This window comes from Pseudomonas benzopyrenica, assembly GCF_036884265.1.
Lineage (GTDB): Bacteria > Pseudomonadota > Gammaproteobacteria > Pseudomonadales > Pseudomonadaceae > Chryseomonas > Chryseomonas benzopyrenica.
This window is the reverse complement of record NZ_CP145723.1, coordinates 4,299,078-4,322,753: the sequence shown is the minus strand read 5'-3', so window position 1 is coordinate 4,322,753 and position 23,676 is coordinate 4,299,078. Positions and strand designations below refer to the sequence as shown.

22 protein-coding genes are annotated in these 23,676 nt (G+C 66.3%); 7 read left to right on the top strand and 15 right to left on the bottom strand.

The features are described from left to right. Nucleotides 1-6: 6 nt before the first annotated feature. Together V6W80_RS20495 and V6W80_RS20490 are read right to left on the bottom strand one after the other, a co-directional pair. The gene (locus V6W80_RS20495; protein WP_338545248.1) at nt 7-459 is read right to left on the bottom strand and encodes a DNA-binding protein; all 453 of its coding nucleotides are present in this window, start codon (nt 457-459) and stop codon (nt 7-9) included. Further along, complete coding sequence (locus V6W80_RS20490; protein WP_017642669.1) at nt 446-1,048, bottom strand: nucleotidyltransferase domain-containing protein; 603 nt, start codon at nt 1,046-1,048, stop codon at nt 446-448. Before V6W80_RS20490 ends, V6W80_RS20495 begins: the two co-directional genes overlap by 14 nt. A 396-nt stretch (nt 1,049-1,444) precedes the next feature. On the opposite strand from V6W80_RS20490, the gene V6W80_RS20485 reads away from it, so the two are divergent. Continuing rightward, nucleotides 1,445-2,590 carry an acyltransferase family protein gene (locus V6W80_RS20485; RefSeq protein WP_160921844.1) on the top strand — a complete coding sequence of 382 codons (1,146 nt, stop codon included), beginning with the start codon at nt 1,445-1,447 and terminating at the stop codon, nt 2,588-2,590. Here the strand turns inward: V6W80_RS20485 and V6W80_RS20480 are convergent. The 3 genes from V6W80_RS20480 to V6W80_RS20470 all read right to left on the bottom strand — a co-directional run bounded on the left by V6W80_RS20480 (nt 2,517) and on the right by V6W80_RS20470 (nt 4,755). After that, nucleotides 2,517-3,422 (bottom strand): NAD-dependent protein deacetylase, encoded by a 906-nt coding sequence (locus tag V6W80_RS20480; RefSeq protein WP_338545247.1) that lies wholly within the window; start codon nt 3,420-3,422, stop codon nt 2,517-2,519. The genes V6W80_RS20485 and V6W80_RS20480 overlap by 74 nt on opposite strands. 104 nt (nt 3,423-3,526) lie before the next feature. Continuing rightward, on the bottom strand, nt 3,527-3,976 hold the full coding sequence (locus tag V6W80_RS20475) for a GyrI-like domain-containing protein (protein ID WP_064307562.1): 450 nt from the start codon (nt 3,974-3,976) through the stop codon (nt 3,527-3,529). 179 nt (nt 3,977-4,155) lie between these two features. Further along, nucleotides 4,156-4,755 (bottom strand): TetR/AcrR family transcriptional regulator, encoded by a 600-nt coding sequence (locus tag V6W80_RS20470; protein WP_338545246.1) that lies wholly within the window; start codon nt 4,753-4,755, stop codon nt 4,156-4,158. Between the two features lie 72 nt (nt 4,756-4,827). Between V6W80_RS20470 and bdcA the strand changes: the two genes are divergently transcribed. Then, the gene (bdcA, locus tag V6W80_RS20465; protein ID WP_338545245.1) at nt 4,828-5,541 is read left to right on the top strand and encodes an SDR family oxidoreductase; all 714 of its coding nucleotides are present in this window, start codon (nt 4,828-4,830) and stop codon (nt 5,539-5,541) included. A gap of 33 nt (nt 5,542-5,574) precedes the next feature. On the opposite strand, the gene V6W80_RS20460 is transcribed toward bdcA, so the two are convergent. Continuing rightward, entirely contained in the window at nt 5,575-6,840 is a 1,266-nt protein-coding gene (locus tag V6W80_RS20460; RefSeq protein ID WP_338545244.1) for an Hsp70 family protein, read from the bottom strand. 128 nt (nt 6,841-6,968) lie between these two features. On the opposite strand from V6W80_RS20460, the gene V6W80_RS20455 reads away from it, so the two are divergent. Continuing rightward, entirely contained in the window at nt 6,969-7,724 is a 756-nt protein-coding gene (locus V6W80_RS20455; RefSeq protein ID WP_257705195.1) for a CPBP family intramembrane glutamic endopeptidase, read from the top strand. On the opposite strand, the gene V6W80_RS20450 is transcribed toward V6W80_RS20455, so the two are convergent. Further along, nucleotides 7,709-8,152 (bottom strand): thiol-disulfide oxidoreductase DCC family protein, encoded by a 444-nt coding sequence (locus tag V6W80_RS20450; protein ID WP_338545243.1) that lies wholly within the window; start codon nt 8,150-8,152, stop codon nt 7,709-7,711. The genes V6W80_RS20455 and V6W80_RS20450 overlap by 16 nt on opposite strands. A 153-nt stretch (nt 8,153-8,305) precedes the next feature. Between V6W80_RS20450 and V6W80_RS20445 the strand changes: the two genes are divergently transcribed. Next, on the top strand, nt 8,306-9,103 hold the full coding sequence (locus V6W80_RS20445; RefSeq protein ID WP_017642651.1) for an SDR family NAD(P)-dependent oxidoreductase: 798 nt from the start codon (nt 8,306-8,308) through the stop codon (nt 9,101-9,103). A 139-nt stretch (nt 9,104-9,242) separates the two neighbouring features. On the opposite strand, the gene V6W80_RS20440 is transcribed toward V6W80_RS20445, so the two are convergent. The 5 genes from V6W80_RS20440 to V6W80_RS20420 form a co-directional block, all read right to left on the bottom strand. Beyond that, nucleotides 9,243-9,977 (bottom strand): DUF502 domain-containing protein, encoded by a 735-nt coding sequence (locus V6W80_RS20440; RefSeq protein WP_068384258.1) that lies wholly within the window; start codon nt 9,975-9,977, stop codon nt 9,243-9,245. A gap of 86 nt (nt 9,978-10,063) precedes the next feature. Then, entirely contained in the window at nt 10,064-11,881 is a 1,818-nt protein-coding gene (locus V6W80_RS20435) for an alpha/beta hydrolase family protein (protein ID WP_338545242.1), read from the bottom strand. A gap of 360 nt (nt 11,882-12,241) precedes the next feature. Then, on the bottom strand, nt 12,242-13,306 hold the full coding sequence (locus V6W80_RS20430) for a PA0069 family radical SAM protein (RefSeq protein WP_338545241.1): 1,065 nt from the start codon (nt 13,304-13,306) through the stop codon (nt 12,242-12,244). 149 nt (nt 13,307-13,455) lie between these two features. Continuing rightward, entirely contained in the window at nt 13,456-14,721 is a 1,266-nt protein-coding gene (locus tag V6W80_RS20425) for an OprD family porin (protein ID WP_173147018.1), read from the bottom strand. Between the two features lie 252 nt (nt 14,722-14,973). Further along, complete coding sequence (locus tag V6W80_RS20420) at nt 14,974-16,371, bottom strand: MFS transporter (RefSeq protein ID WP_064307553.1); 1,398 nt, start codon at nt 16,369-16,371, stop codon at nt 14,974-14,976. 445 nt (nt 16,372-16,816) lie between these two features. On the opposite strand from V6W80_RS20420, the gene quiC reads away from it, so the two are divergent. Continuing rightward, nucleotides 16,817-18,718 (top strand): 3-dehydroshikimate dehydratase QuiC, encoded by a 1,902-nt coding sequence (gene quiC, locus V6W80_RS20415; RefSeq protein WP_338545240.1) that lies wholly within the window; start codon nt 16,817-16,819, stop codon nt 18,716-18,718. A gap of 55 nt (nt 18,719-18,773) precedes the next feature. Continuing rightward, on the top strand, nt 18,774-19,430 hold the full coding sequence (locus tag V6W80_RS20410) for a TetR/AcrR family transcriptional regulator (RefSeq protein WP_338545239.1): 657 nt from the start codon (nt 18,774-18,776) through the stop codon (nt 19,428-19,430). A gap of 555 nt (nt 19,431-19,985) precedes the next feature. On the opposite strand, the gene V6W80_RS20405 is transcribed toward V6W80_RS20410, so the two are convergent. The 3 genes from V6W80_RS20405 to V6W80_RS20395 all read right to left on the bottom strand — a co-directional run bounded on the left by V6W80_RS20405 (nt 19,986) and on the right by V6W80_RS20395 (nt 22,452). Next, nucleotides 19,986-20,843 (bottom strand): SDR family oxidoreductase, encoded by an 858-nt coding sequence (locus V6W80_RS20405; RefSeq protein WP_338545238.1) that lies wholly within the window; start codon nt 20,841-20,843, stop codon nt 19,986-19,988. 63 nt (nt 20,844-20,906) lie between these two features. After that, nucleotides 20,907-21,764 (bottom strand): SDR family oxidoreductase, encoded by an 858-nt coding sequence (locus V6W80_RS20400; RefSeq protein WP_064307551.1) that lies wholly within the window; start codon nt 21,762-21,764, stop codon nt 20,907-20,909. Nucleotides 21,765-21,864: 100 nt separating this feature from the next. Continuing rightward, nucleotides 21,865-22,452, bottom strand: a complete 588-nt coding sequence (locus V6W80_RS20395) for a TIGR00730 family Rossman fold protein (RefSeq protein WP_093256470.1) — start codon at nt 22,450-22,452, stop codon at nt 21,865-21,867. A gap of 331 nt (nt 22,453-22,783) precedes the next feature. Here V6W80_RS20395 and azu point away from each other — a divergent pair, with 331 nt between their 5' ends. Next, nucleotides 22,784-23,233 (top strand): azurin, encoded by a 450-nt coding sequence (gene azu, locus V6W80_RS20390; protein ID WP_017642639.1) that lies wholly within the window; start codon nt 22,784-22,786, stop codon nt 23,231-23,233. Nucleotides 23,234-23,676: the final 443 nt, after the last annotated feature.

Here is a 23,676-nt window from a genome sequence, read left to right as displayed (position 1 = left end):
GCGCTGTTAGCGCTTGCGATCCGATAGCAGCTCTGGTCGATTTTGCTTCAGCCAATGCGTGACGTGCTGGAGCAGGACCTCGGCCTGCTGCAAGGCCTCCTGCGCCATCGAATCGCTGACTAGATCGCCCGAGTAGTCGATGACGTTGCGTTGCTTGCGCAAGGTATCCAGTACCAACATCGTCGATGTATCAAGCTCGACGGTCCGGGGCAGTGCCTGGATCATGGTCTGATGGTGACCGGGGCGGCTAGTCAGGGTCCGATAGCCATTGGCCTGAAGCGCTGCGTTCGCGCCCTGCATGATTGCCTTGTAGGCCAGATCGAAGCGGCTTTCGCTGCTCAGTATTGGCAGACACGCATCGGTCAAGCTACGTTGCGCTGCCTCCAGCAAGCGCTGGATGCTCGCAGGGTCCGGTGTGATCGCCTCAAGACTCTTGCCGAGCAGATTATCCAGGGTCATCTGTCCTTCCTTGTGACAGGTACGAAGCGTCGCCGATGACGAACACCTTGGGCTTTTCCAGCAGGTCCGTGATGAAGGCTCCTCCTTCCGCCAACAGCCTCTGCCATTCCTCTCGCTGGTATACCTTGGGATTGATCTCGCGCCCAAGCGTCTCCTGACAGGGATAGAGCGATGCCACTACCTCGCGGAAGGTCACGGTACCCAGGATCATGAGGTCAATATCGCTTCCAGCGCTTGCTTTGCCGCTAGCCATCGAGCCGAAGACGAAAGCTGCCGATATTCGGTCTGCAATGGGGCTCAGCGCCTCGGCCAGAATATCGGTCAGGCCACTGGTCTTGCGCAAGATGCTCGCCAGCTCTTCGAAGATGGGACACTCCCGATTGGCGCGATAGTGCTGTTGATTACCCACGCGCGTCTTCACGGCCAGACCTGCCGCGACCAGCTTGACGAGCTCACGGCTCAGGGTGCCAGACTGGGTCTCGGTCAAGCGCGCGATTTCGCGCTGATGGTAGCTGCTCTCCGGATGGAGCAGAAGAAGTGCCAGGACCTTGCGGCGATAGTCGGGAAATAGAACGGAAGCAAGGGACATAAGAAATTTCTTTGCTGCCTTTTGGGCTGCAATTGAAGCCTAAAAGGCAGCAAACAACCAGTGTGATTGCCCTTGGTGTATTCCAGCGCCTGAACAGCCGACCAACGGTAGCGCGTTACTAATGCCCGTGCCAGGGCTGCTGACCCAGGGCAGCGAAACGTTGAACCCAAGGGAACGCCTGTAACAAGACTTGTCTGATGGGCGTTCTCGCGCTTAGCTGAGGCAGCGGATCCCTCCGCTCGCCGCGGTTCTCCTCTCTTTCCGGTCCCTTTGCCCTCGGTCGCGTACCGCGCGGTAGCGTGCCCGGCTGTCGCGCTTTTCTCTCGCTCGCTCCGGCGACCGCTCCGGCGGTCTGGGGGCGGGTCTTTGCCGGTTCCTGTCAAGAAGGTCACGGATATGACTGACGTCGCTCTCCCCATCGCCCTCTACCTGGGCACCCTGGTGCTGCTGGCCTTCGCCCTGCGCCGCAGCCCGCTGCTCACCCAGGAGACCCTGGCGCGCTCCTCGCCGCTGGATGCCCTGCGCGGCATTCTCGCCACTGCCGTGGTCTGCCTTCATTTCGTGCTGACCTATCACCTCAAGGCCGAGGGTCAGTGGCGCGAACCCGACAGCGATCTGCTCTACAACATGGGCGTGGTGCCGGTGTCGCTGTTCTTCATGATCACCGGCTACCTGTTCTTCGGAAAGGTCTACCGGCGCACGCCGGACTGGGGCGAGCTGCTCCGTTCACGGGTACTGCGGGTGATGCCGCTGTACCTCTGCGTGGTGGCCGTGGTGGTGCTCTTCACCCTGATCCGCACCCACTTCGTCATCGCCGACGGCCAGCACTTCATGCTCGAACTGCTCAGCTGGGAGCTGTTCTCCGGCTTCAGTCTCAACGGCCTGGAGGAGAGTGGCTGGATGACCGCCGGCGCCCACTGGACGTTGCGCTACGAGGCGCTGTTCTATCTGGCGCTGCCGATCATCGCCGCGCTGTTCAACCGCCGTGGCTTCGGCCTGCCGCTGCTGGTCTCGGTGCTGCTGGTGGGCGGGCTGGTCGCCGCCGGCTATCACTATCAGGTGCTGGGCGCGCGCTTCGGGCTGCTGTTCCTGCTGGGATTCCTGCCGGTGTTCGTCAAGGTTCATCTGCCGGGCCTGCTGGCGCGGCTGCGTACGCCCCTGGTGGCGGCGCTGTCGCTGGCGCTGGTGGGCTACGCCATGACCCAGCCGGACTACAGCCTCAGGCAGATGCTCGCGCTGGGCTTGCCCTTCGCCGCCATGGCCGCCGGCAACGATCTCTTCGGCCTCCTGCGCAGTCGCGGTCTCAAGGTGCTGGGCGAGATCAGCTACAGCCTCTATCTCACCCACGGCCTGCTGCTCTATGGCCTCTTCACCCTGCTCAACCTCGGCTCGGTCGAGACCCTGGGCACGCTCGGCTTCATGGCGCTGCTGCCACCGGTGCTGGTGCTCGCCTGTCTGCTGTCGATGCTCAGCTACCGCTGGATCGAGCGTCCGCTGATGCATCTGGGAAGGGCGCCGCGGCGTCAGCAAGTCCCCGCGTAGGGGGAGGCGCCGCGGCTGCAGGATACTCCAGCAGAAAGGCCAGGGCCTGGGCGCAGGAGGCCTCCACCTTGAGGTTCAGCAACTCGTCCGCCCGGGTCCGGCCATAGCCCAGGGCGGCGATGGGCAGCCCGGCGCGGGCCGCGGTCTGGGCGAAGCGAAAGCCCGAATAGACCATCAGCGAGGAGCCCACCACCAGCAGTGCATCGGCGCGGCCCAGATGGGCGAAGGCGCGCTCCACCCGCGCGCCGGGCACGTGTTCGCCAAAGAACACCACGTCCGGTTTGAGCAGGGCGCCGCAGCGCGGGCAATCCGGCACGCGGAAACTCATGAAGTCGACGCCTTCCAGATCGGCATCGCCATCCGGCGCGGTAGCCGCGTCCAGCTGCAGCCAGTCGCCATTGAGTTCGCCCAGCCATTGCTGGAATTCCTGGCGCGGCAGGCGCATCTCGCAACCCAGGCAGCGGATCTGGTCGAGACGGCCGTGCAGGTCGATCACCGCCTCGCTGCCGGCGGCCTGGTGCAGGCGATCGACGTTCTGAGTCAGCAGCATCTCCACCTGGCCCCGCCGCTCCAGGGCCGCCAGGGCCTGATGGGTGGCGTTGGGCCGCGCCTGGCAGAAGCGTGGCCAGCCGATCAGGCTGCGTGCCCAGTAGCGGCGGCGCAAGAGCTCGTCGCCGACGAAGGCCTGCAGGGTAACCGGTTGCGGGCGCTTCCAGGCGCCGTCGCGGTCGCGGTAGTCGGGAATGCCGGAATCGGTGCTGCAACCGGCACCGGTGAGCAGGAAGATCCGCTCGTGCCGGGCGATAAAGGACTGAAGCTCGGGCAGGGACATCGGGCACCTGGAGTTGCGGACGATACCCCCAGCTTGGAAAGGGTTATGCCGGGAGGCAAGCCGCAGCTGACGAACGTCCTGTCCGTCGTGCGGCGCTCGCCGGTCTAGTAGACCGGGACGTAGATGTAGATCTGCGAATCCTGGGCGTCCACGCCGGTGAAGGCCTCGGTGTAGTGCTCGAAGCAGGCGCCTGGACGCGGTTGCAGGCCACGGGCGGGGAGCAGCTCGGCGAACAGTCGGCCGAGGCTCTTGGCCACGCTGGGCGCGGTGCCCAGGTGCACGTAGCGGGCATAGCGGCCTTCCGGCAGTTCCTGGCGCACCATGCCGGCGGGCAGGGGCGCGCCCGGCGCGGTCGCCACGGCAGCCAGGTAGTGCATGGCGCCGGCCTGGCGCCAGCTCAGGCCGTACCATTCGGCGTCGCCTTCGCGGCCGGCGATTTCCCCGGCGCGGTCGGCGAAGCGCCGCCAGAGGGCGGCGATGTCTTCGCCTTGGCCAGGCTCGAACAGCAGACCGGTCACTTCCAGGGCGGGATGGTCGACGATTTCCAGCGACATGGGACAGACTCTCTCGAAGATGCGATGAAGGCCGCCACCTTACTCCAGCGGCGCCCTGCGGTCAGCCAGGGCAGGACATAAGCGGGTCAGGCGAATGGTCGCAGCGTACTCGTGTGGCCCTCTTCACCTCACCCACTGTCCTTTGCGTGGCCTCGAATGCGGCGGCCCTGGCCAGCGGTTCAGCCGTCCGCAGCAAGCGTCTGGTTCAGGGCCAGGCCGGCCAGACGCGCGCTGGCCAGCAGGCGTTCCAGGCTCTGGCCATGCCGCGCGCTGGCGGACAGGCCGGCCATGATGGTGACGACGAAATCGGTCAGCTCTCGCGCCTGCTGTGGCCGGCGTGTGGCGATGTGGGCATGGATGAGTGCCTGGGCTGCCTGGTGGTAGCCGTCCGCTGCCGCACGGGCCTGTAGATCGTCGCTATGGGTACCTTCCAGCACCAGGCAGCCGGCGGCCTGCGGATCGGCCGCGTAGTTGCGCGCCGCCGCTTCCAGCACCTGCGTCAGGGCCACGGCCAGCGGCTGGTCGGTCTCCAAGATCTGTCGCAGCAGCAGCGCACCGTTCGCGACATAGCGCTCCAGCACCTTGCCATACAACTCGACCTTGCTGCCGAAGGCTGCATAGAAGCTGGGTGGCTTGATCCCGAATGCCTGGGTCAGATCGGCGACGCTCACGCCGTCATAGCCTCTTTCATGGAACAGGCGTTGCGCCTGGGCCACAGCCGCATCCGGATCGAAGCAGCGCGGGCGACCACGGGTGCCGGATTTATTTGTAGCGTTCATTACAAAAATACTTTGACAGGGGTCGAGTGAGGTTTATTGTAGCATTCACTACATTAATCGAGAGATACGGTCATGACGAATTTTGCAGGCAAGTCGGTGCTGGTCCTGGGGGGCAGTCGCGGCATAGGTGCGGCCATCGTGCGGCGCTTCGCCGTCGAGGGTGCCCGAGTGATCTTCACCTATTCCAGCTCGAAGGACGCCGCCCAGGCGCTGGCCGCGGAAACGGGCAGCACCGCCGAGGCGACCGACAGTGCCAATCGTGATGCCGTGATCGCCCGGGTCCGCGACAGCGGCCCCCTGGATGTGCTGGTGGTGAATTCCGGCGTGGCGCTTTTCGGCGATGCCCTGGAACAGGATCCGGACGCCGTCGATCGCCTGTTCAGCATCAACGTGCAGGCGCCCTATCACGCGGCGGTGGAAGCCGCGCGGCAGATGCCCGTGGGCGGGCGGATCATCGTGATCGGCTCGGTGAACGGCGATCGTATGCCGGTCCCCGGCCTGGCCGCCTATGCCGTGAGCAAGTCCGCCCTGCAGGGACTGGCCCGCGGCCTAGCGCGGGATTTCGGCCCGCGCGGCATCACCGTCAACGTGGTGCAGCCGGGCCCCATCGATACCGAGATGAACCCGGCCGATGGCCCCATGAAGGAGCTGATGCACAGTTTCATGGCGATCAAGCGCCATGGCAGCGCCGACGAGGTGGCCGGCATGGTGGCCTGGCTGGCCGGCCCCGAGGCCGGCTTCGTCACCGGCGCCATGCACACCATCGACGGGGCCTTCGGCGCCTGATCGTCCGCGACAGGCGCCACTGCGGCGGCAGCCCTAGCCGTAGCGCTTGAACGCCTCGATGGCCAGGCCGTTGCCGATGTTGCCGAAGCGGTCACCGTCCACCAGGCGGGCGCCGGGGAAGCGCTTGGCGAGGGCCTGGCGCAGCGCCGGGATACCACTGGAGCCGCCGGTGAAGAACAGGCTGTCGACCCGCGCCGGATCGAGATCGGCGCGGGCCAGCAGGTCGTCCACGCCGCGGCTCAGGCGTTCCAGTTGCAGGGCGATGGCGGCGTCGAACAGGGGGCGTTCCAGATCCGCGGCCAGGCCGGTCTCGATGCGATCCAGGCGCAGGGTGCGGCGCCAGTCGTCGGTAAGGGCGATCTTGGCGTCTTCCACCTGGATCGCCAGCCAGTGGCCGGCGCGCTGTTCGATGAGCTTGAACAGGCGATCCATGCAGCGGGTGTCCTGGGCGTCGTATCTCATGTCGCGCAGGCTCAGTACGCTCTTCTTGGCGTAGACGGCGTTGATGGTGTGCCAGGTCGCCAGGTTGATGTAGTGGCTGGTGGGCATGGTGGCGCCGCTCTTCATGGCGCTGCCGTAGCCCAGCAGCGGCATCACGCCTTCCAGACTCAGCTGGCGGTCGAAGTCGGTGCCGCCGACGTGCACGCCGCCGGTGGCGAGGATGTCGCCGGCGCGGTCGGCCAGGTTGCGGCGCTCCGGCGCCAGGCGCACCAGGGAGAAGTCCGAGGTGCCGCCGCCGATGTCGACGATCAGCACCAGTTCTTCGTGCTCGATGCTGCGTTCGTAGTCGAAGGCGGCAGCGAGGGGTTCGAACTGGAAGGAGATATCGCTGAAACCTACCTGGCGCGCCACAGCGGCCAGGGTGTCCTCGGCCTCCTGGTCGGCGACCGGATCGTCATCGACGAAGTGCACCGGACGGCCCAGTACCACGGCGTCGAAGGGGCGATCGGCCTGCTGTTCGGCGCGCTGCTTGAGGGTGCCGAGAAACAGGCCGAGCACCTCGGTGAAGGGCAGGGCGCTGCCGAGGATGCTGGTCTCGCCCTTGAGCAGGTTGGAACCGAGCAGGCTCTTGAGCGAACGCAGCAAGCGGCCCTCGTAGCCTTCCAGGTATTCGTGCAGCGCCTGGCGACCATAGGCCGGGCGGCGTTCCTCGGCGTTGAAGAAGATCACCGAGGGCAGGGTGGCCTTGCCTTCTTCGAGGGGCAGCAGGACGTCGCCGGCGGGCCTGAGCCAGCCGGCGGTGGAGTTGGAGGTACCGAAGTCGAGGCCCAGGGCGCGGGCGGGTTGAGCAGCAGACATGTCAGGATCCGTAACGCGAGCAGCCGCGCAGTTTAGCCGAGACCGGCGACCAGGCGAACCCTGGCCGGATGCCAGCAACGCCAGGGGAACCGCTAAACTAGGCCTTTTCGCGCGGTGACGGACGCCTCATGCTGGTCTTTCCCCTCTGGTCGCGGGCCCTGCTGCCTGCGACCGTACTGCTGCTGGGCGCTGCGACCGGGCTGATCCAACCGTGGGGGCTGCTGGGCAGTGTCCTGTTCATTGGCTGGGTGCTGGCGCGACCGCCGGTCACGGCCGATCTCTGGCTCGGCGTGACGCTGCTGGCCGCCGTGTGCTTCGCTGCCCACCGCGTGCCGGGCTTCGTTCCCTGGGCGCTGGGACCGCCCCAGGACCTGGGCGGGACGCACCCCTGGCAACTGCGCCTGGTGCTGGACAAGGCGCTGGTGGCGGCTGCGCTGCTGGCCACCTGGCCAGGCATTCCGACGGGGCCGTGGCGACCCTGGCCGATGCTCGCCACGGTCGGCGCGACCCTGCTGGGGATTCCTGGGATCGCCCTGGCCCTGGGCATCCTTGGTTGGCTACCGAAATGGCCGGACGGTCTGCTGGCCTGGTTGGCGATCAATCTGCTGGTGACCTGCCTGGCCGAAGAGCTGGTGTTTCGTGCCTTCCTGCAACGCCGCCTGACCAGGTGGCTGGGCCTGCCCTGCGGCCTGCTGCTGACCAGTCTGCTGTTCGGCCTGGTCCATCTGCCCGCGGGCTGGGGCTTCGCCCTGCTGGCCGGACTGGCCGGCCTGGGCTATGGGCTGGCGTTCCACTGTTCGGGCAATCGCCTATGGCCCGCGGTACTGCTGCACGGTGCGCTCAACACCCTGCATCTGCTCGTGCTGACCTACCCCTTGCGTTGATCGCGGCGCGGCGCGTCCAGGGGGCAGACATCCTCCTGGCAGCGCCGACCGCCCTGCGGATGCGGCAGCCAGGTCAGGCCTGGGCGCAGCTTGAGAAACAGGCGATAGCCCACTTCCAGCAGGGGCCGCAGCGGCCGCCAGGCCAGCGGTCGGGCCCAGTGGCCGAGGCCTGCGGTGCGCCAGCTCCAGTAGGTGGCGTCCAGGCCTTTGAACCAGTAGCCATCGGCATCCCGGGCGTGGAGCAGATCGAGCATGGCCTGGCGCGGCGGAGCATCGGCGGGCGCCTGCGCCTCGTAGTCCGGCGCGGCCAGATCCACCAGGTGCAGCTGGCTGGGGTCGGCATGGCGGCGCAGCCAGGCGATCTCGCGGGCGCACAGTGGGCAGGCGCCGTCGTGAAAGAGGGTCAGGGGCAGGCGAGGGGCATGCATCGTGATCTTCCCAGGGGACTTGTCTATCTGGACCGGCACGCGGGGCTGCCGTTGCGCTTTCCGCCGAACGGTAAGCGCAACGGCGCCCCGTGGCGAGTCGGAATCAGAGACGCCGAATGACGGCATTGCACGCAAACAACCAACGAGGTCGCTATGGATCTGGGAATCAAGGGGCGTGTCGCCCTCATCACGGGGGCCAGTGGTGGCATGGGACTGGCCACGGCCAAGCTGTTGGCCGAAGAGGGTGTCAAGCTGGTGCTTTCCGACCTGGAGCAGGACAAGTTGGAAGCGGCGGCCAAGGGCCTGCCGGGCGAGCCGCTGCTGATCGCCGCCGACATGACCGACCAGGCCGCGGTGGACCAGTTGGTAGAGCAGGGCGAAGCCCGCTTCGGCCAGATCGACATCGTGGTGCACACCGCGGGTGTCACCGGCGCCAAGGGCGATCCCCTGGAGCTGGCCGATGCCGACTACGAGGAGGCCTGGGCCACCGACTTCTTTTCCGCCGTGCGCGTCGGCCGCGCCGCCATCCCGCGCATGCGCAAGCGCGGCTGGGGCCGCTTCGTCTGCATCACTTCGGAAAACGCCGTCCAGCCCTATTGGGAAGAGGCCGTCTACAACGTCGCCAAGGCCGCCCTGGCCGCCTTCATCAAGAACCTCTCCTACAAGGAAGCGGCCCACGGCGTGCTGTGCAACACCGTGTCACCGGCCTTCATCGAGACCGGTATGACTGACGGCATGATGGAAAAACGCGCCAAGGAACTAGGGGTCTCCTTCGAAGAGGCCATCGAAAGCTTCCTCGACGAAGAACGACCCGGCATCGTGCAGAAGCGTCGCGGCCAGGTGGAGGAGGTGGCCGCGGCCATCGCCCTGCTGGTGTCCGAACGCGGCTCCTTCATCAACGGCAGCAACCTGCGCGTGGATGGCGGTTCGGTCCAGGCGGTGCAGAACTAAGAATCTATTCGCGATCTGCTGCGCGTCGGCCAAACTGCGTTGAAAATGGCTTCGGAATGCTCATTTACCAGTTGTAAACTCCGCTTCCTCAGCCCTCTTCGCCTTGTTTGTCTCTAGCTCGCGAGACCGTGAACAGATTCTAAGACGGGCGGGGCGGCTCCTCGGTCGTCCCGTTTTCCTGCTGGCGGCGCACGGCCTCTTCCAGGGGAATGAACTCCACCTGGCGATCCTTGACCACCGGCGGCAGGGTGATGCCCATGGAGACATAGATGCTGGTGAACATGTCGATGCCCATGTCCGCCGGTTTCACCCAGTCCACCGGGACATAGAGCAGCCCGCCGCCCACGGGGACCGGCGCCGAAGGCACCAGCACGGCGTGATAGTGGCGACCCTCGATATCGATCACCGCCGGATTGGGCAGCAGTGCCAGCACCGCCACGCCCTGACCACCAAAGAAGCACCACACCGGACTCATGGCGCGGATATCCGCGCCGCCTTCCTTGCGATCGAGCAACTCGACGAAGCGTTCGGCCAGGCCATAGAGCTTGCCCACCACCGGAATGCGGCGGAAGGTCACGTCGGCGAACCAGCCCAGCGGCCGGCGCAGGCCCAGCTTGACCGCTAGTCCCAGCGGATAGAGCAGTACCAGCAAGAGCAGGGTGCCGAGGCCATAGGCCGCCAGGGAGTTGCCGACGAAGGGGTGGCCGACCGCCACGAACAGCCGGCCCAGGGTGGTGTTGGGGCCGATCAGCCCATTGAGGAAGCTGACGATCCAGCCGATCAGCGCCAGGGTCAGGACCAGCGGCAGGAGCAAGAGCAGGCCGGCCAGCCAGGTGGAGACGACGCTTTCGATACTGCGGCGAACGAAGGGCATGCAAGAACTCGACGGCTAAAGCGCCATTCTATACGGCCCGGGTGCGCTCAGCGTTGGCCCGGACCGACTTTCTGAGCGCGCCTCGATCACAGCCAACGGCGATAGAAGGCGGCCTCCTGCTCCAGGGCATCGGCCTGGTTGGCTGCCCGGCGAAAGCCGTGGCCTTCATCGGGATAGCGCCTGACCACCACCGGTATGCCGCGCGCTTCCAGGGCCGCGGCCATGGCGTCGGTCTGGGCCGGGACCACCACGGCGTCCTTGAGACCCTGCAGGAAGATCACCGGCGCCTGGATGCCATCCGCGTGCAGCAGCGGGGTACGGGCCTCATAGCGCGCGCGGTCGGCTTCGGGATCGCCGATCAGCCAGTCCAGGTAGTCCGCCTCGAACTTGTGGGTGGCCTTGGCCAGCGCCAAGGGATCGCTGACGCCATAGAGGCTGGCGCCAGCGCGAAAGACGTCGCGGAAGGCCAGGGCGCAGAGCACGGTATAGCCGCCCGCGCTGCCGCCGCGGATAAAGGCGCGTGCTGGATCCACCAGCCCCTGGGCACCGAGGTGCTCGACCGCCGCGCAGGCATCCTCGACGTCCACCTCGCCCCAGCGCAGATGCAGCGCCTGGCGATAGGCCCGGCCATGGCCACTGCTGCCGCGATAGTTGAGATCGGCCACGGCGAAGCCTTGGCGCACCCAGAACTGGATACGCGCATCGAACACCGGATAGGTGCAGGAGGTGGGGCCGCCATGGATGCTGACCAGCAGCGGTGGCGGACCTTCGCCGTGCCCTTCCGGCAGATAGAGAAAGCCCTGGGCCTGCTCGCCACCGCTGGGGTAGCTCAACGGCTGGGGTACGACGATGGCGGTCTCCGCCAGGGGCGCCACGCCACCGGTGACGATCTCCACCGCACCGCTCTGGCGGTCGATGGCCAGCACCGCCGAGGGGCGTGTGGGCGCCGCGGCGATGCAATAGCAATGATTGTCGTCCAGAGCCAAGCCACGGAAGCGGCTGAAGTCTGTGGCCAGGTGGCGGGTCTCGCCCGCGGCCCGGCGCTCGCCAAGCACGCCGAAGCCGTCTTCCTGCCAGGTCGCCAGCCAGCCTTCCGCGGTCGGCAACCAGCTGCTACCGCCCAGCTGCCAGGGCGCCGCCGCGTGATCCGCCGCGGGTGCCTGCCTGGGCGCGAAGCCCTCCGCGGACTCGCACCAGGGCTGCCACCAGCCCTGGCGATCGCTCAGCGCCCAGAGCCGCTGCTCGCTGTCGAAAAGCGGTTGTTGCAGCGATTCGTCGGGGTCGGCCGACACGACGGTGGGCGCCCCGGGGCGTCCTGCGGTATCCAGCGTCGCCGTCAGCAGCCGGGTGCGGGTCCAGGGCTGGTGGGGCCGGTCCCACTCGATCCAGGCCAAGCGGCGGCCGTCGGCGCTGGTGCGCGGTGCGGCGTAGAAGTCCGCGCCTTCGGCCAGCACCCGGCGCGCGCCACCGGCACTCAGGGCGACCAGGCGATGCCGCGGCGGCTGCTCGCGGCGATCCTCCTCGACCGCCAGCACCTGCTGCCGGACGCCATCCCAGTGCAGATCGCCATAGCGCCAGGCCTCGCCACCGGCCAGCCATACGGGCGCGCCGCCCTCTCGCGGCTGACGATAGACCGCCTGGTCGGCTTCGTTGACGAACAGCGGTCCCTGGTCACCCAGGCAGAGGGCGCCGCCGCCGTATTCATAGACCTTGCTGCGCAGGCTGAAGCCCGCCGGCGTGAGGCAACGCGGCGCGCCGCCAGGCTCGCGCAGCCACAGCCGGGTGGCGCCGTCGGCGGGATCGTACTGACTCCAGTAGAGGCCACTGGCATCGACCTTGAGTTCGGCGAAGTCGATGCCGGCGGCAACGGCCTGGGCCGGCGTGAGCGGGGTAGAGGCGGTCATGGTGACTCCTGATAAGGGCACAGTCGTTTAGCCTAGCAGCTGTGTGGGCGGGGCTGGGGAGCGTGCCAGTCCGTTGGGCTTCGCTGGGCTCAACCCAACCTACGAGGCGTGCGCTGTTTTCCTCTCTCTCCCGCTGGGAAAGGGAGGAGGGGTGCCAGGCTGTTGGGCTTCGCTAGGCTCAACCCAACCTACGAGGCGTGCGCTGTTTTTCCCCTCTCCCTTTGGGAGAGGGCCGGGGGAGAAGGTGCCAGGCCGTTGGGCTTCGCTGCGCTCAACCCAACCTACGAGGCGTGCGCCGCTTTTCCCCCTCTCCCTCTGGGAGAGGGCTGGGGTGAGGGAGCGGCCCGTTCGGCGCCTGTCCTAGAACAACCCCAACTGCTCCCCCGGCGGGGCGAACTGGCTGCAATCCAGGCCTTCGCCCTCGCGGCGCTCCAGGCCGAAGCGGCGGCGGGCCAGGCGAAAGCGCTGGGCCAGGAGCTCGGCGAACTGGCCTTCGCCCTTCATGCGGATGCCGAAGCGACTGTCGTAGTTCTTGCCGCCACGCGACTGCCGGATCAGGCTCATCACATGGGCGGCGCGTTCGGGGAAGTGCGTCTGCAGCCACTCCTCGAACAGGTCGGCGATCTCCAGTGGCAGTCGCAACAGTGTGTAGCCGGCCGAGCGGGCGCCGTGGTCGCGGGCTGCCTCCAGCAGGGCTTCGAGTTCATGGTCGTTGATCATGGGAATCATCGGCGCCAGCAGGGCGCTTACCGGCACCCCGTGCTCGTGCAGGGTACGCATGGCGCGCAAGCGGGCCTGGGGCGCCGCGGTGCGCGGTTCGAGGACGCGCTTGAGGTCATCGTCCAGCGTGGTGAGGCTGAAGGTGACGCGGACCAGGTTGCGCTCGGCGAGCTGCACGAAGAGATCCAGGTCGCGCAGGATCAGCGCGCTCTTGGTGATGATCGTTACCGGATGGCGATAGCGCAGCAGGATCTCCAGCGCCTGGCGGGTCAGCTGGTACTGGCGTTCGATGGGTTGGTAGCCGTCGGTGTTGATGCCCAGGGCGATGGGCTGCGGCTGATAGCCCGGCTTGCACAGTTCCGCCTCCAGGCGCTCCGCCAGATTGGTCTTGGCGATCAGCTGGGTCTCGAAGTCGATCCCTGGCGACAGATCCCAATAGGCATGGGAGGGCCGGGCGAAGCAATAGATGCAGCCATGCTCGCAGCCGCGATAGGGATTCACCGAGCGATCGAAGCCCACGTCCGGCGACTGATTGCGGCTGATTACCGTCTTGGCGGTTTCCCGGCGTACCGAGGTGGTGAAGGTCAGCGGGGTGGCTTCGTCATACCAGCCATCGTGCTCAGCTTCGCTGCGGGTCGCGGCGAAGCGATTGTGCGGATTGCTGGCGGTGCCACGACCCCGTGGCGGGCGCTGGGGCTGGGTCATGTGGAGGCCTCGAAAGCTGTATCTTTGTACAGTATAAGGCCTGAGGGATCGGGGCAAGGGTGCAGCGGTCGGGTGGACTGTAGGAGCGGCTATCAACGAGTCCAGTCGGCGCGAGCGGCGGCCACCCGGGCCGCCGCCAAAACTGCGCCCTACAACACCGAGATCGGATAGTTGAGGATGATGCGGTTCTCGTCGAAGGAGCCGCTGGCACTGTAGTCGCGTCTCATGCTGGAGTTGCGCCAGCGGATCAGCAGTTTCTTCAGCGGACCGCTCTGCACCTCGTATTGCACCTCGGACTCGCGACCCCATTCCTTGCCGTCGGTGATGCTGCCGGTGTGCACGTTGTCGCCGCTGATGTAGCGGTTCATCAGGGTCAGGCCCGGCACGCCGAAGGCGGCGAAGTTGTGGTCGTAGCGCACCTGCCAGGAGCGTTCCCGGGCGTTGTCGTAGCTGGAGTTGTAGCTGTCGTTGCCCAGGGTGCCGCCGCTGGTGCCATTGACCCTCATCCAGGCGCTGTCGCCGCTGACGCGCTGCAGGCCGACATAGAAGGTGCCGCCGCCCTGCTTGGCCGAGAGCAGCGCATAGGCGGTGCGGTTGTCCAGGGCACCGGCGCGGGCCGAGCCGTCGTCGTCGCCGATGAAGTAGCCGAGGTTGGCGCCCAGGGTCCAGCTGCCCACCGGCTGGTAGTGGATCAGGTTGATGAACTTCTGGTTGTAGATGTCTTCGAGCTGGGCGTACCAGAGGCCGATCTGGGTACGCTTCTCGTTGAACTTGTATTCGCCGCCGACGTAGTTGAAGCGGTCGGAGGTGGCATTGGCGCGGCCCTGCATGAACATGTCTTCCATGCTGGCGTCGTTGCGCGGACTGTTCTGGCGCATCTGGCCGCCCCAGAGTTCCAGGTTCTGGATCTCGGTGGAGTGGATCTGGGCGCCCTGGAAGGTCTGCGGCAGCGAGCGGCCGTCGTCGGATCTGAGGATCGGCAGCACGGCGAACCACTCGCCGACCTTGATATCGGTCTTGGAGACCTTGGCCTTGGCCGCCACCGCCAGGCGGCCGAAGTCCTTGGCCGGCTCGTTGCCGGCATGGGTCGGTAGCAGCTGGGTGCCGTAGGTGCCGGCGCCGCCGTCGAGCTTGACCGAGTAGAGACCCAGGGCATCGATGCCGAAGCCCACCGGGCCCTGGGTGTAGCCCGAGGTCAGGCCGAAGATGAAGCTCTGGGTCCATTCCTCGGCCTTGTTCTGCGCGGTGTAGGCCGGATCGACGAAGTTGCGATTGAAGTAGAAGTTGCGCAGGTTGAGATTGGCCTTGGTGCCTTCGATGAAGCCGTCCGCGGCCCACAGTGGTGTGGTGCTGGCCAGGGCGGCGAAGGCGGCGCAGGCACGGGCGAGCCGGCCGGAAGCGAGTCGAGTGCTCATGGTGTTCCTTGTTCTTGTCGGTAAGGGGTGCCCTGCCGGCGCGGGGGCGGCATCTGACGAGGGCGGGTAGGACGGTGGCGCGAGGTACGGCTAGGAGGGTGCAGGCGACATGAGGGATTCCTTTCTTATTTGAATTATCGGAAAGCTAGGGCCGACGCATTCGGCTGAATAGTTATATGACAACGTATGTCTTGCGGCAAGGCTACCAAGGTAGCAGGGCGGAGCCCTCGCCAGGCGAGGGCTCGCGAGGGGTCAGACGCTGGCCTTGAGGCTGTCCTGACGGGCCGTGTCATAGGCGTGCTTGTCCATCTGCACGGCGCCCGGCTTGCCCAGGTCGCTCATGGGCACCCGGTAGGTTTCCGGCGACAGATAGGCCGCCAGGGCCGACAGGCAGGTTACGCCGAAGGCCAGGCCACCGACCACCAGCCAGATGTTGTCGGTGCCGGGCGGGGCGACCAGGGTGAACAGCGCCGGCAGCATGGCGGTGAACATGGTGCCGATGTTCTGGGCGATGGCCATGGCCGAGACGCGATAGCGGGTCTGGAACTGCTCCGGGTAGAAGCTAGGGAACACCGCGTTGTAGCCCTGGTAGACCACGCCCCACATCAGCAGCGACATGAGGAAGGCCAGCGGCAGGTTGTGGATGCTGATGGCATAGAGGTAACCGAAGGCCAACAGACCCGACCCCAGGGCACCGCCGATCATGGTCGGCCGCCGCCCGATGCGGTCGGAGAGGTTGCCGACGAAGGGGATCACCAGCACCGCGACGATGTTGCCCACCACCGGTATCCATAGATAGACGCTCTTGTCGAAGCCGATGCCGTAGGCCGGCTGCACCGCATAGGCGGCGCCGAAGATGGTGGCCACCACCGGGATGACGTTCATCAGCGCCATCAGGGCCACCAGGATCATGGCCTTCCAGCTGGTGGTCAGGGCTTCGCCGATGGGCGAGCGTCTGGCCACGGCGGCGGTCTCGGCCTTGGCTTCTTCCTTGACGAAGGCGGGCGTCTCATGGACTTCCCGGCGGATGATGAAACCGGCCAGCAGGACGAAGGCGCTGAGCAGGAAGGGGATGCGCCAGCCCCAGCTGTTGAAGGCATCGGCGGGCATGAAGTAGGCCAGCGGCAGGAAGATCGCCGCGGCCAGTACCTGACCGGCCTGGACGCCCTGCAGGGTAAAGCTCGCATAGTAGCCACGCCGCCCGAAGGGTGCGTGTTCGAGCACCATGGAGCTGGCCCCGGAGATCTCGCCGGCCACGGCGAAGCCCTGGATCAGGCGCAGCACCACCAGCAGGATGGGGGCGAGGATGCCGATCTGGTGGTAGGTGGGCAGCAGGCCAACGGCCATGGTGGCGATGCCCATGAGGAACATGCACAGCAGCAGGACGTTCTTGCGGCCGCGGGTATCGCCCCAGTGACCGAGCACGAAGGCGCCGACCGGCCGCGCCAGATAGCCCACGCCATAGGTGGCGAGGGAGGCGACGATGGCCATCTTGGGATCGCTGGAGGGGAAGAAGATCTGCGGAAAGATCAGCGCCGCCGCCTGGGCGTAGATGAAGAAATCGTAGTATTCCAGCGCCGAGCCGATCCAGCCGCTGGCAGTGGCTTTCTTGGCTTGGGAGCCGGGGGTGGGGGAGGCGGTAGTGGCCATGGTTGTCTCCGGAATTTTATTGTCAGGCCAGGAGGGTTTCAGCGCCGCGCACGAACTCGCTCGGGCAGCGGGAGCCGAAGATGGAAAGGACGGGAAGACCTAGCCTGGCCGTCGCCGACCGAGCGTGGTGGGGCTGCAGACGAGACGGGGGGCGCAGGATAACGTGGATAGCGGGGGCATGGACGCACACTCTTGTTTGTCTTGTTATGGTCGACGCAGCGGAAGCGACGAGCGCTGGGCTCTGCGATCCATAGTGCGAGGCGCCGCTGGGGCGGGTCAATTCGCCAGATGACCAAATGTTCGATCAGCGAACAGAAACTAACTGGTTCGTACATAATCCATTGTTGGGCCGTGCGGTGCCACGAATAATCGGTGCCAGACCCTAACGAATACCGGTCACTCCGCCAGTAGCGTGTGTGGTGGCCGTCAACCCAGGAGCACCGGCATGCAGCGTTCCATCGCGACCGTATCCATCAGTGGCACCCTGACCGAGAAGCTCGAAGCCATCGCCGCGGCGGGCTTCGACGGTGTGGAGATCTTCGAGAACGACCTGCTGTATTCCGGGGCCAGCCCGCGGGAGATCCGCCTGCGCGCCCAGGACCTGGGGCTGGCCATCACCCTGTTCCAGCCGTTCCGCGACTTCGAGGGCAATCGCCGCGAGCGCCTGCAGCGCAATCTCGACCGCGCCGAGCGCAAGTTCGACCTCATGCAGGAACTGGGCACCGACCTCATCCTGGTGTGCAGCAACACCGCCGCCGACAGCCTCGGTGACGAACGCCTGATCGCCGACGACCTGCAACTGCTGGCCGAACGCGCTGCCCCGCGCGGCCTGCGCATCGGCTACGAAGCCCTCGCCTGGGGACGCCACGTCAACACCTGGCAGCAGGTCTGGCGCCTGGTGAAGGCGGTCGACCATCCCAATCTCGGCGTGTTGCTCGACAGCTTCCATACCCTGTCCATCGGCGGTGATCCGGCGGGCATCGCCCAGATCCCCGGGGACAAGATCTTTTTCGTGCAGATGGCCGATGCGCCGCTGCTGCAGATGGACGTGCTGGAGTGGAGTCGGCATTTCCGCTGCTTCCCGGGGCAGGGTGAATTCGATTTGGCCGGTTTTCTCGCGCCCATCCTGCAGACCGGCTACCAGGGGCCGTTGTCGCTGGAGATCTTCAACGACGGTTTCCGCGCTGCCCAGACCCGCGCCACCGCCGCCGATGGCCTGAGGTCCCTGCTCTATCTGGAAGAGCAGACCGCCGCGCGGCTGCAGCGCGACGAGACCCCGGTGGTGGCGCCGCTGTTCGCTCCACCCGAGGCACCGCGCCTGGAAGGCACCGAATTCCTCGAATTCGCCGTGGACGACGGCCATGGCGCCGAACTGGCGCGCTGGCTGGGCAAGCTGGGCTTCGCCCAGGCCGGGCGGCACCGTTCGAAGAACGTCACCCTGTTGCGCCAGGGCGAGATCAACCTGGTGCTCAACGCCGAACCCTATTCCTTCGGCCACAACTTCTTCGAGGCCCATGGCCCTTCGCTGTGCGCCATGGCGCTACGGGTGCCCGACAGCCAGGCCGCCCTGGAGCGTGCCCAGCAATACCGGGCGCAGCCCTATCGCGGCCTGGTCGGCCCTAACGAGCGGGAGATCCCGGCGGTGCGGGCACCGGACGGCAGCCTGATCTATCTCGCCGATCGCGGCGTGGATGGCCGCAGCCTCTACGACACCGACTTCGATGTCAGCGCCGGCGCCAGCGGTGGCCTCGGGCTGACCCATGTCGACCACGTGGCCATCGCCCTGCCGGCCGATGCGCTGGACAGCTGGGTGCTGTTCTACAAGAGCCTGTTCGACTTCAGCGCCGACGACGAGGTGGTGGTGCCGGACCCCTATGGCCTGGTCAAGAGTCGTGCGCTGAAGAATCGCGAGAGCAGCGTGCGCCTGGCGCTGAACATCTCGGAGAATCGCAACACCGCCATCGCCCGGGCACTGTCCAGCTATCGCGGCTCGGGGGTGCACCACATCGCCTTCGCCTGTCAGGATATCTTCCAGGCGGTGGAGCAGGCCAAGGCCGCCGGGGTGCCCCTGCTGGAGATCCCAATGAACTACTACGACGACCTGGGGGCGCGCTTCGATTTCGACGACGACTTCCTCAGTCGCCTGGCCTACTACAACGTGCTCTACGACCGTGACGCCCAGGGTGGCGAGCTGTTCCACGTCTATACCGAGTCCTTCGCCGACCGATTCTTCTTCGAAATCCTCCAGCGCAAGGATTACAGTGGCTACGGCGCCGCCAACAGCCCGGTGCGCCTGGCGGCCATGCTGCAGGCCCGCCAGGGTCGCCCGGCGCCCCTGGAATTCTGAGCCAGGCGGGTACCTGTGGGTACCCGCGTCTCTCCCCAGCCAAGAGTCAGACCCGATGCAGGACACTCCGGCGCTCGCGCCTACGCTCCGTACCCCGCGCAAGAACAACCCCGAGAAGACCCGTCAGGCCATCCTCACCGCCGCCGTGGCCGAGTTCGCCGATCTGGGGCTGAGCGGCGCGCGGGTGGACGCCATCGCCGAGCGCACCCATACCTCCAAGCGGATGATCTACTACTACTTCGGCAGCAAGGAGCAGCTCTACCTGACGGTGCTGGAAAAGCTCTACAGCGACGTGCGCGGCAACGAGGCCGAACTGCCGCTGGACCGGCTGCCGCCGCTGGAGGCGATCCGCACCCTGGCGGAGTTTCTCTTCGAGCACCACCGCAGCCACGACGACTTCATCCGCGTGGTGAGCATCGAGAACATCCACCGTGGTCGCCACCTGGCGCAGTCCGAGACCATCTCCAGCCTCAACTCCTCTGCCCTGGAGGCCCTGCGCCGCATCCTGGCGCGCGGCGAAGCCAGCGGCGAGATCCGCAGCGGATTGGATGCGGTGGATGTGCACCTGCTGATGTGTTCGTTCTGCTTCTACCGCGTCTCCAACCGCCACACCTTCGGCCGCATCCACGACATCGACATGGAAGCACCGGCGGTGTTGCGGCGGCACAAGACCATGATCGGCGATGCGATGGTGCGCTACCTGCAGCCCTAGGGCATCTGCGCGACCCTCACCCAGAGGGCGCCCGACAATCTTCTATCGGAGAGAGCAAGCCTCGTAGGCTGGGTTGAGACAACTTCATCGTCGAAGCCCAACGCTGCTGGATATCTGGCGTTGGGCTTCGCCGCGCTCAACCCAACCTACGGGGCACGGAATCCAGCCGCCCCCTCTCCCCTTGGGAGAGGGCTGGGGTGAGGGCAAACCCAGGCACCCCACCCTCGTAGGTTGGGTTGAAACAGCTCCATCATCGAAGCCCAACGCTGCTGGATGTCTGGCGTTGGGCTTCGCTGCGCTCAACCCTACCTACGGGGCACGGAATCCAGCCGCCCCCTCTCCCCTCGGGAGAGGGCTGGGGTGAGGGCAAACCCAGGCACCTTAACCTCGTAGGTTGGGTTGAGACGGCTTCATCGTCGAAGCCCAACATTGCTGGATATCCCGCGTTGGGCTTCGTTGCGTCAACCCAACCTACAAAGCATGGAGTCCAACCAACCCCCTCTCCCTCTGGGAGAGGGCTGGGGTGAGGGCAAACCCAGGCACCCCAGCAAACCCTTAGAGCACCGGCATCCCGCCCGTCACCGGCAGCATGGCGCCGGAGATGTAGCTGCCTTCGTCCGAAGCCAGCAACACATAGGCCGGCGCCAGCTCCACCGGCTGGCCGGGACGCCCCAGAGGCGTGCTGCTACCGAATTGCTCCGGCTCGTCCGGTTTCATGGTGCTGACGATCAGCGGCGTCCAGATCGGGCCGGGGGCGACGCTGTTGGCACGGATGCCCTTCTCGCCGAGCAACTGCGCCAGACCGGCGGTGAAGTTGGCGATGGCGCCCTTGGTGGCCGAATAGGCCAGCAGGGTCGGCGGGGCGATGTCGGCATTGATCGAGGCGGTGTTGATGATGGAGCCGCCGCGCGACATGTGTTTCACCGCCGCCTGGGTGATGCGGAACATCCCATGGATGTTCACGTTGAAGGTATGCACCCATTCCTCGTCGGGAATCTCGTCGAGGCTATCGCGCACCTGCTGGAAGGCGGCGTTGTTGACCAGCACGTCGATACGGCCAAAGGCCTCCACGGTTTTCTGCACCACGTCCAGGCAGGTCTGGCGCTCGGCCAGATCGCCCGGCAAGAGCACGGCCTGGCGACCCGCCTCGGTGACCAGGCGAGCGGTCTCCTGGGCATCCTCGTGCTCGTCCAGGTAGGCGATGGCGACATCGGCGCCTTCCCGGGCGAAGGCGATGGCCACGGCGCGGCCGATACCACTGTCGGCACCGGTGATCAGGGTCTTCTTGCCTGCCAGGCGACCCGAGCCGCGGTAGCTCACGGCGCCGCTGTCGGGCTGCGGATCCATGCGCGCATCGGAGCCGGGAAAGGTCTGGGGTTGGGGTTTGAGGGGTGGTTTGGGATGTTCGCTCACGAGAGGACTCCGAATGCAGACGAGAAGGGCGACCCCGGCATGTACCGGGGTGCGCGGGGGCATTTAGAGGATCGGCTTGCCGCCGGTGACGGCGATGCGCGCGCCCGAGGTGTAGCTGGATTCGTCGGACGCCAGCATCACGTAAACCGGTGCCAGCTCCACCGGCTGGCCGGGGCGGCCGAGCGGGGTGTTGCCACCGAATTCCTTGACCTGCTCCGGTGGCATGGTGGCGGGGATCAGCGGGGTCCAGATGGGACCGGGAGCCACGCTGTTGGCGCGGATGCCCTTCTCGCCGAGCAGCTGCGCCAGGCCCGCGGTGAAGTTGGCGATGGCGCCCTTGGTGGTGGCATAGGCCAGCAGCGTCGGCCGCGGCATGTCCGAGTTCACCGAGGTGGTGTTGATGATGGAGCCACCCTGGCCCATGTGCTTTAGCGCGGCCTGGGTGATGCGAAACATGGCGGTGATGTTCACATCGAAGGTGTAGACCCACTCGTCGTCGGGAATCTCTTCGAGGGTCTCGTGGGTCATCTGGAAGGCGGCGTTGTTGACCAGCACATCGATGCGGCCAAAGGCGGCCACGGTCTGGTCCACCACCGCCAGGCACTGCTCGCGCTTGGACAGGCAGCCCGGCAGCAACAGGGCTTCGCGGCCGGCTTCGCGCACCAGGCGGGCGGTGTCCTCGGCGTCTTCGTGTTCGTTCAGGTAGCTGATGGCGACATCGGCGCCCTCGCGGGCGAAGGCGATGGCCACGGCGCGGCCGATGCCACTGTCGCCACCCGTGATCAGCGCCTTCTTGCCGGTCAGGCGGCCGGAGCCCTTGTAGCTCTGTTCACCGCAATCCGGGACCGGATTCATACGCGATTGCAGGCCGGGAACCTCTTGTTGCTGTTCCGGCATGGGGGCTTTGGGGAAATCGGTCATGGGAGAATCCTCGTCGCTCTTGAAACGTTTGCGGGCCTGTCAGTACCGACAGGCCACAAGCGGCGAGGGTTCGAGACCCGAGACGGGCGGTGTAGCCAGATCAGCGCGGAGCCGATTCCGCCCAGCGCGGCGGCACCGTGGGTTGCCAGGCGGCGAGAGCGTCCAGCAGCGCGTTCGGCGAGTCTTCCACTTGCAGCATGGCGCGATGCGGCGCGGCGACGAAGCCCTGGGCCACCAGGTGATCGAGGAAGCCCTCCAGCTGGGCATAGAAGCCGTCGACCTCCAGCAGGCCCATGGGCTTGGCATGGTAGCCGAGCTGCCCCCAGGTCCAGACCTCGAAAAGCTCTTCCAGGGTGCCCAGGCCGCCGGGGAGGGCGATGAAGGCATCGGCCAGCTCCGCCATGCGCGCCTTGCGCGCATGCATGCCGTCGACCACTTCCAGACGCGTGCAGCCGGTATGGCCCAGCTCGGCGGTCTTGAGACTCTGGGGAATGATGCCGATCACCTCGCCACCGGCGGCCAGGGCAGCATCCGCGACCACACCCATCAGGCCGACCTTGCCACCGCCGTAGACCAGGGTGAGGCCACGCTCGGCGAGGGTACGACCCAGGCGCGCGGCCGCTTCCGCGAAGACGGGCGAGGCGCCGGGCTTGGCGCCACAGAAGACACAGACGGTTTTCAGCGACATGGAGACTCCTAGGCAGGCAAAACGCCTAGCCTAGCTGCCCGCCACGCGCGATCAAAGCACCGTCATCGCGCGAGAGAAGCCTCTTCTGGCGCATTGCCGCTGGCGGCCTGGGCATAGCTGGCGAACAACTCGTGCAGCAGGGCGGTAAGGGTCATGGCGGGCGTCCTTGGCTGGCGGATAATGAGGGAGATAGTACCTAGAGGTAAGGCCCGACGACCCGGCAAAGGTTTCGATGGAGGCGATAGAGCGGAGCGGCTCCCTTGCCATGATCGCTGGAACCCGCCACCCTCGCATCGGTCTGACTGGCGACTTTCACGCATCCGGAGGGTTCATGAAATCCACGCTTTTTGCCGCCGCTTTGTTCGTCCTGGGAAGTACCGGCGCCTGGGCCGCCGACAGCTGTACCACCCAGATCGAAGCCGGCGACCAGATGACCTACAGCCGCGCCTCGATCCAGGTCCCGGCCTCGTGCAAGACCTTTACCGTCGAGCTGATCCACAACGGCAGCCTGCCCAAGAACGTCATGGGCCACAACTGGGTCCTGACCCGCGCCACCGACGCCTCGGCCGTCGACGCCGCGGGCATGAGCGCTGGGGAGGCCAAGGGCTATCTGCCCGAGGGCGACGAACGCGTCATTGCCCACACCCGCATGCTGGGCGGTGGCGAGAAGGACGCGGTGACCTTCGATACCGGCGTTCTGGAAGCGGGCAAGGAGTACACCTTCTTCTGTTCCTTCCCCGGGCATTTCGGGTCCATGCGCGGGGTGTTGCAGCGGGGGTAAGGGGAGGGTTTGGTTGTGGCGGTCGACCGTCGCAATCCGACCTCTTGAGCAGGAGACGCCTGTAGGTTGGGTTGAGCTTTAGCGAAGCCCAACGCCTGGCTCTAGCTGATTATCGAGTGCTTTGATGGTTTTGATTTCGCCCACCCGGGCGAGTTACTTTTTTCAAACGCCAAAAAAGTAACCAAAAACGCTTGTCCCCACGTTTCGGCCCTCCGCTACGCTCCGGGTGCCCTCATTCCGGCGCCGCTCCGAGGGCACGGCACGAAGGGGCTTCCTGCCCCTCGCGCCTTGCTCGGCGTCCTGCCTCGCATCCCACTGCGCGACACCTGCAATCGGCCTCACTGACGGGGACGGGGCGCAAGCCTGAAGCTTCCGTGTTTACAGGATCTGTAGCATGGAAAACGCTGTGCCGTTGTCCAACCTACCGGCTCTTCAACCAAAAA

What these genes read in the sequence shown, in the direction of transcription:
- V6W80_RS20435 (WP_338545242.1), bottom strand. Translation starts at nt 11,881, where the DNA reads ATGACCGCCTCTACCCCGCTCACGCCGGCCCAGGCCGTTGCCGCCGGC.
- V6W80_RS20485 (WP_160921844.1), top strand. Translation starts at nt 1,445, where the DNA reads ATGACTGACGTCGCTCTCCCCATCGCCCTCTACCTGGGCACCCTGGTG.
- V6W80_RS20460 (WP_338545244.1), bottom strand. Translation starts at nt 6,840, where the DNA reads ATGTCTGCTGCTCAACCCGCCCGCGCCCTGGGCCTCGACTTCGGTACC.
- azu (WP_017642639.1), top strand. Translation starts at nt 22,784, where the DNA reads ATGAAATCCACGCTTTTTGCCGCCGCTTTGTTCGTCCTGGGAAGTACC.
- quiC (WP_338545240.1), top strand. Translation starts at nt 16,817, where the DNA reads ATGCAGCGTTCCATCGCGACCGTATCCATCAGTGGCACCCTGACCGAG.
- V6W80_RS20410 (WP_338545239.1), top strand. Translation starts at nt 18,774, where the DNA reads ATGCAGGACACTCCGGCGCTCGCGCCTACGCTCCGTACCCCGCGCAAG.
- V6W80_RS20490 (WP_017642669.1), bottom strand. Translation starts at nt 1,048, where the DNA reads ATGTCCCTTGCTTCCGTTCTATTTCCCGACTATCGCCGCAAGGTCCTG.
- V6W80_RS20455 (WP_257705195.1), top strand. Translation starts at nt 6,969, where the DNA reads ATGCTGGTCTTTCCCCTCTGGTCGCGGGCCCTGCTGCCTGCGACCGTA.
- V6W80_RS20400 (WP_064307551.1), bottom strand. Translation starts at nt 21,764, where the DNA reads ATGACCGATTTCCCCAAAGCCCCCATGCCGGAACAGCAACAAGAGGTT.
- V6W80_RS20430 (WP_338545241.1), bottom strand. Translation starts at nt 13,306, where the DNA reads ATGACCCAGCCCCAGCGCCCGCCACGGGGTCGTGGCACCGCCAGCAAT.
- V6W80_RS20470 (WP_338545246.1), bottom strand. Translation starts at nt 4,755, where the DNA reads ATGAACGCTACAAATAAATCCGGCACCCGTGGTCGCCCGCGCTGCTTC.
- V6W80_RS20445 (WP_017642651.1), top strand. Translation starts at nt 8,306, where the DNA reads ATGGATCTGGGAATCAAGGGGCGTGTCGCCCTCATCACGGGGGCCAGT.
- V6W80_RS20495 (WP_338545248.1), bottom strand. Translation starts at nt 459, where the DNA reads ATGACCCTGGATAATCTGCTCGGCAAGAGTCTTGAGGCGATCACACCG.
- V6W80_RS20480 (WP_338545247.1), bottom strand. Translation starts at nt 3,422, where the DNA reads ATGTCCCTGCCCGAGCTTCAGTCCTTTATCGCCCGGCACGAGCGGATC.
- V6W80_RS20440 (WP_068384258.1), bottom strand. Translation starts at nt 9,977, where the DNA reads ATGCCCTTCGTTCGCCGCAGTATCGAAAGCGTCGTCTCCACCTGGCTG.
- V6W80_RS20420 (WP_064307553.1), bottom strand. Translation starts at nt 16,371, where the DNA reads ATGGCCACTACCGCCTCCCCCACCCCCGGCTCCCAAGCCAAGAAAGCC.
- V6W80_RS20450 (WP_338545243.1), bottom strand. Translation starts at nt 8,152, where the DNA reads ATGCATGCCCCTCGCCTGCCCCTGACCCTCTTTCACGACGGCGCCTGC.
- V6W80_RS20475 (WP_064307562.1), bottom strand. Translation starts at nt 3,976, where the DNA reads ATGTCGCTGGAAATCGTCGACCATCCCGCCCTGGAAGTGACCGGTCTG.
- V6W80_RS20425 (WP_173147018.1), bottom strand. Translation starts at nt 14,721, where the DNA reads ATGAGCACTCGACTCGCTTCCGGCCGGCTCGCCCGTGCCTGCGCCGCC.
- bdcA (WP_338545245.1), top strand. Translation starts at nt 4,828, where the DNA reads ATGACGAATTTTGCAGGCAAGTCGGTGCTGGTCCTGGGGGGCAGTCGC.
- V6W80_RS20395 (WP_093256470.1), bottom strand. Translation starts at nt 22,452, where the DNA reads ATGTCGCTGAAAACCGTCTGTGTCTTCTGTGGCGCCAAGCCCGGCGCC.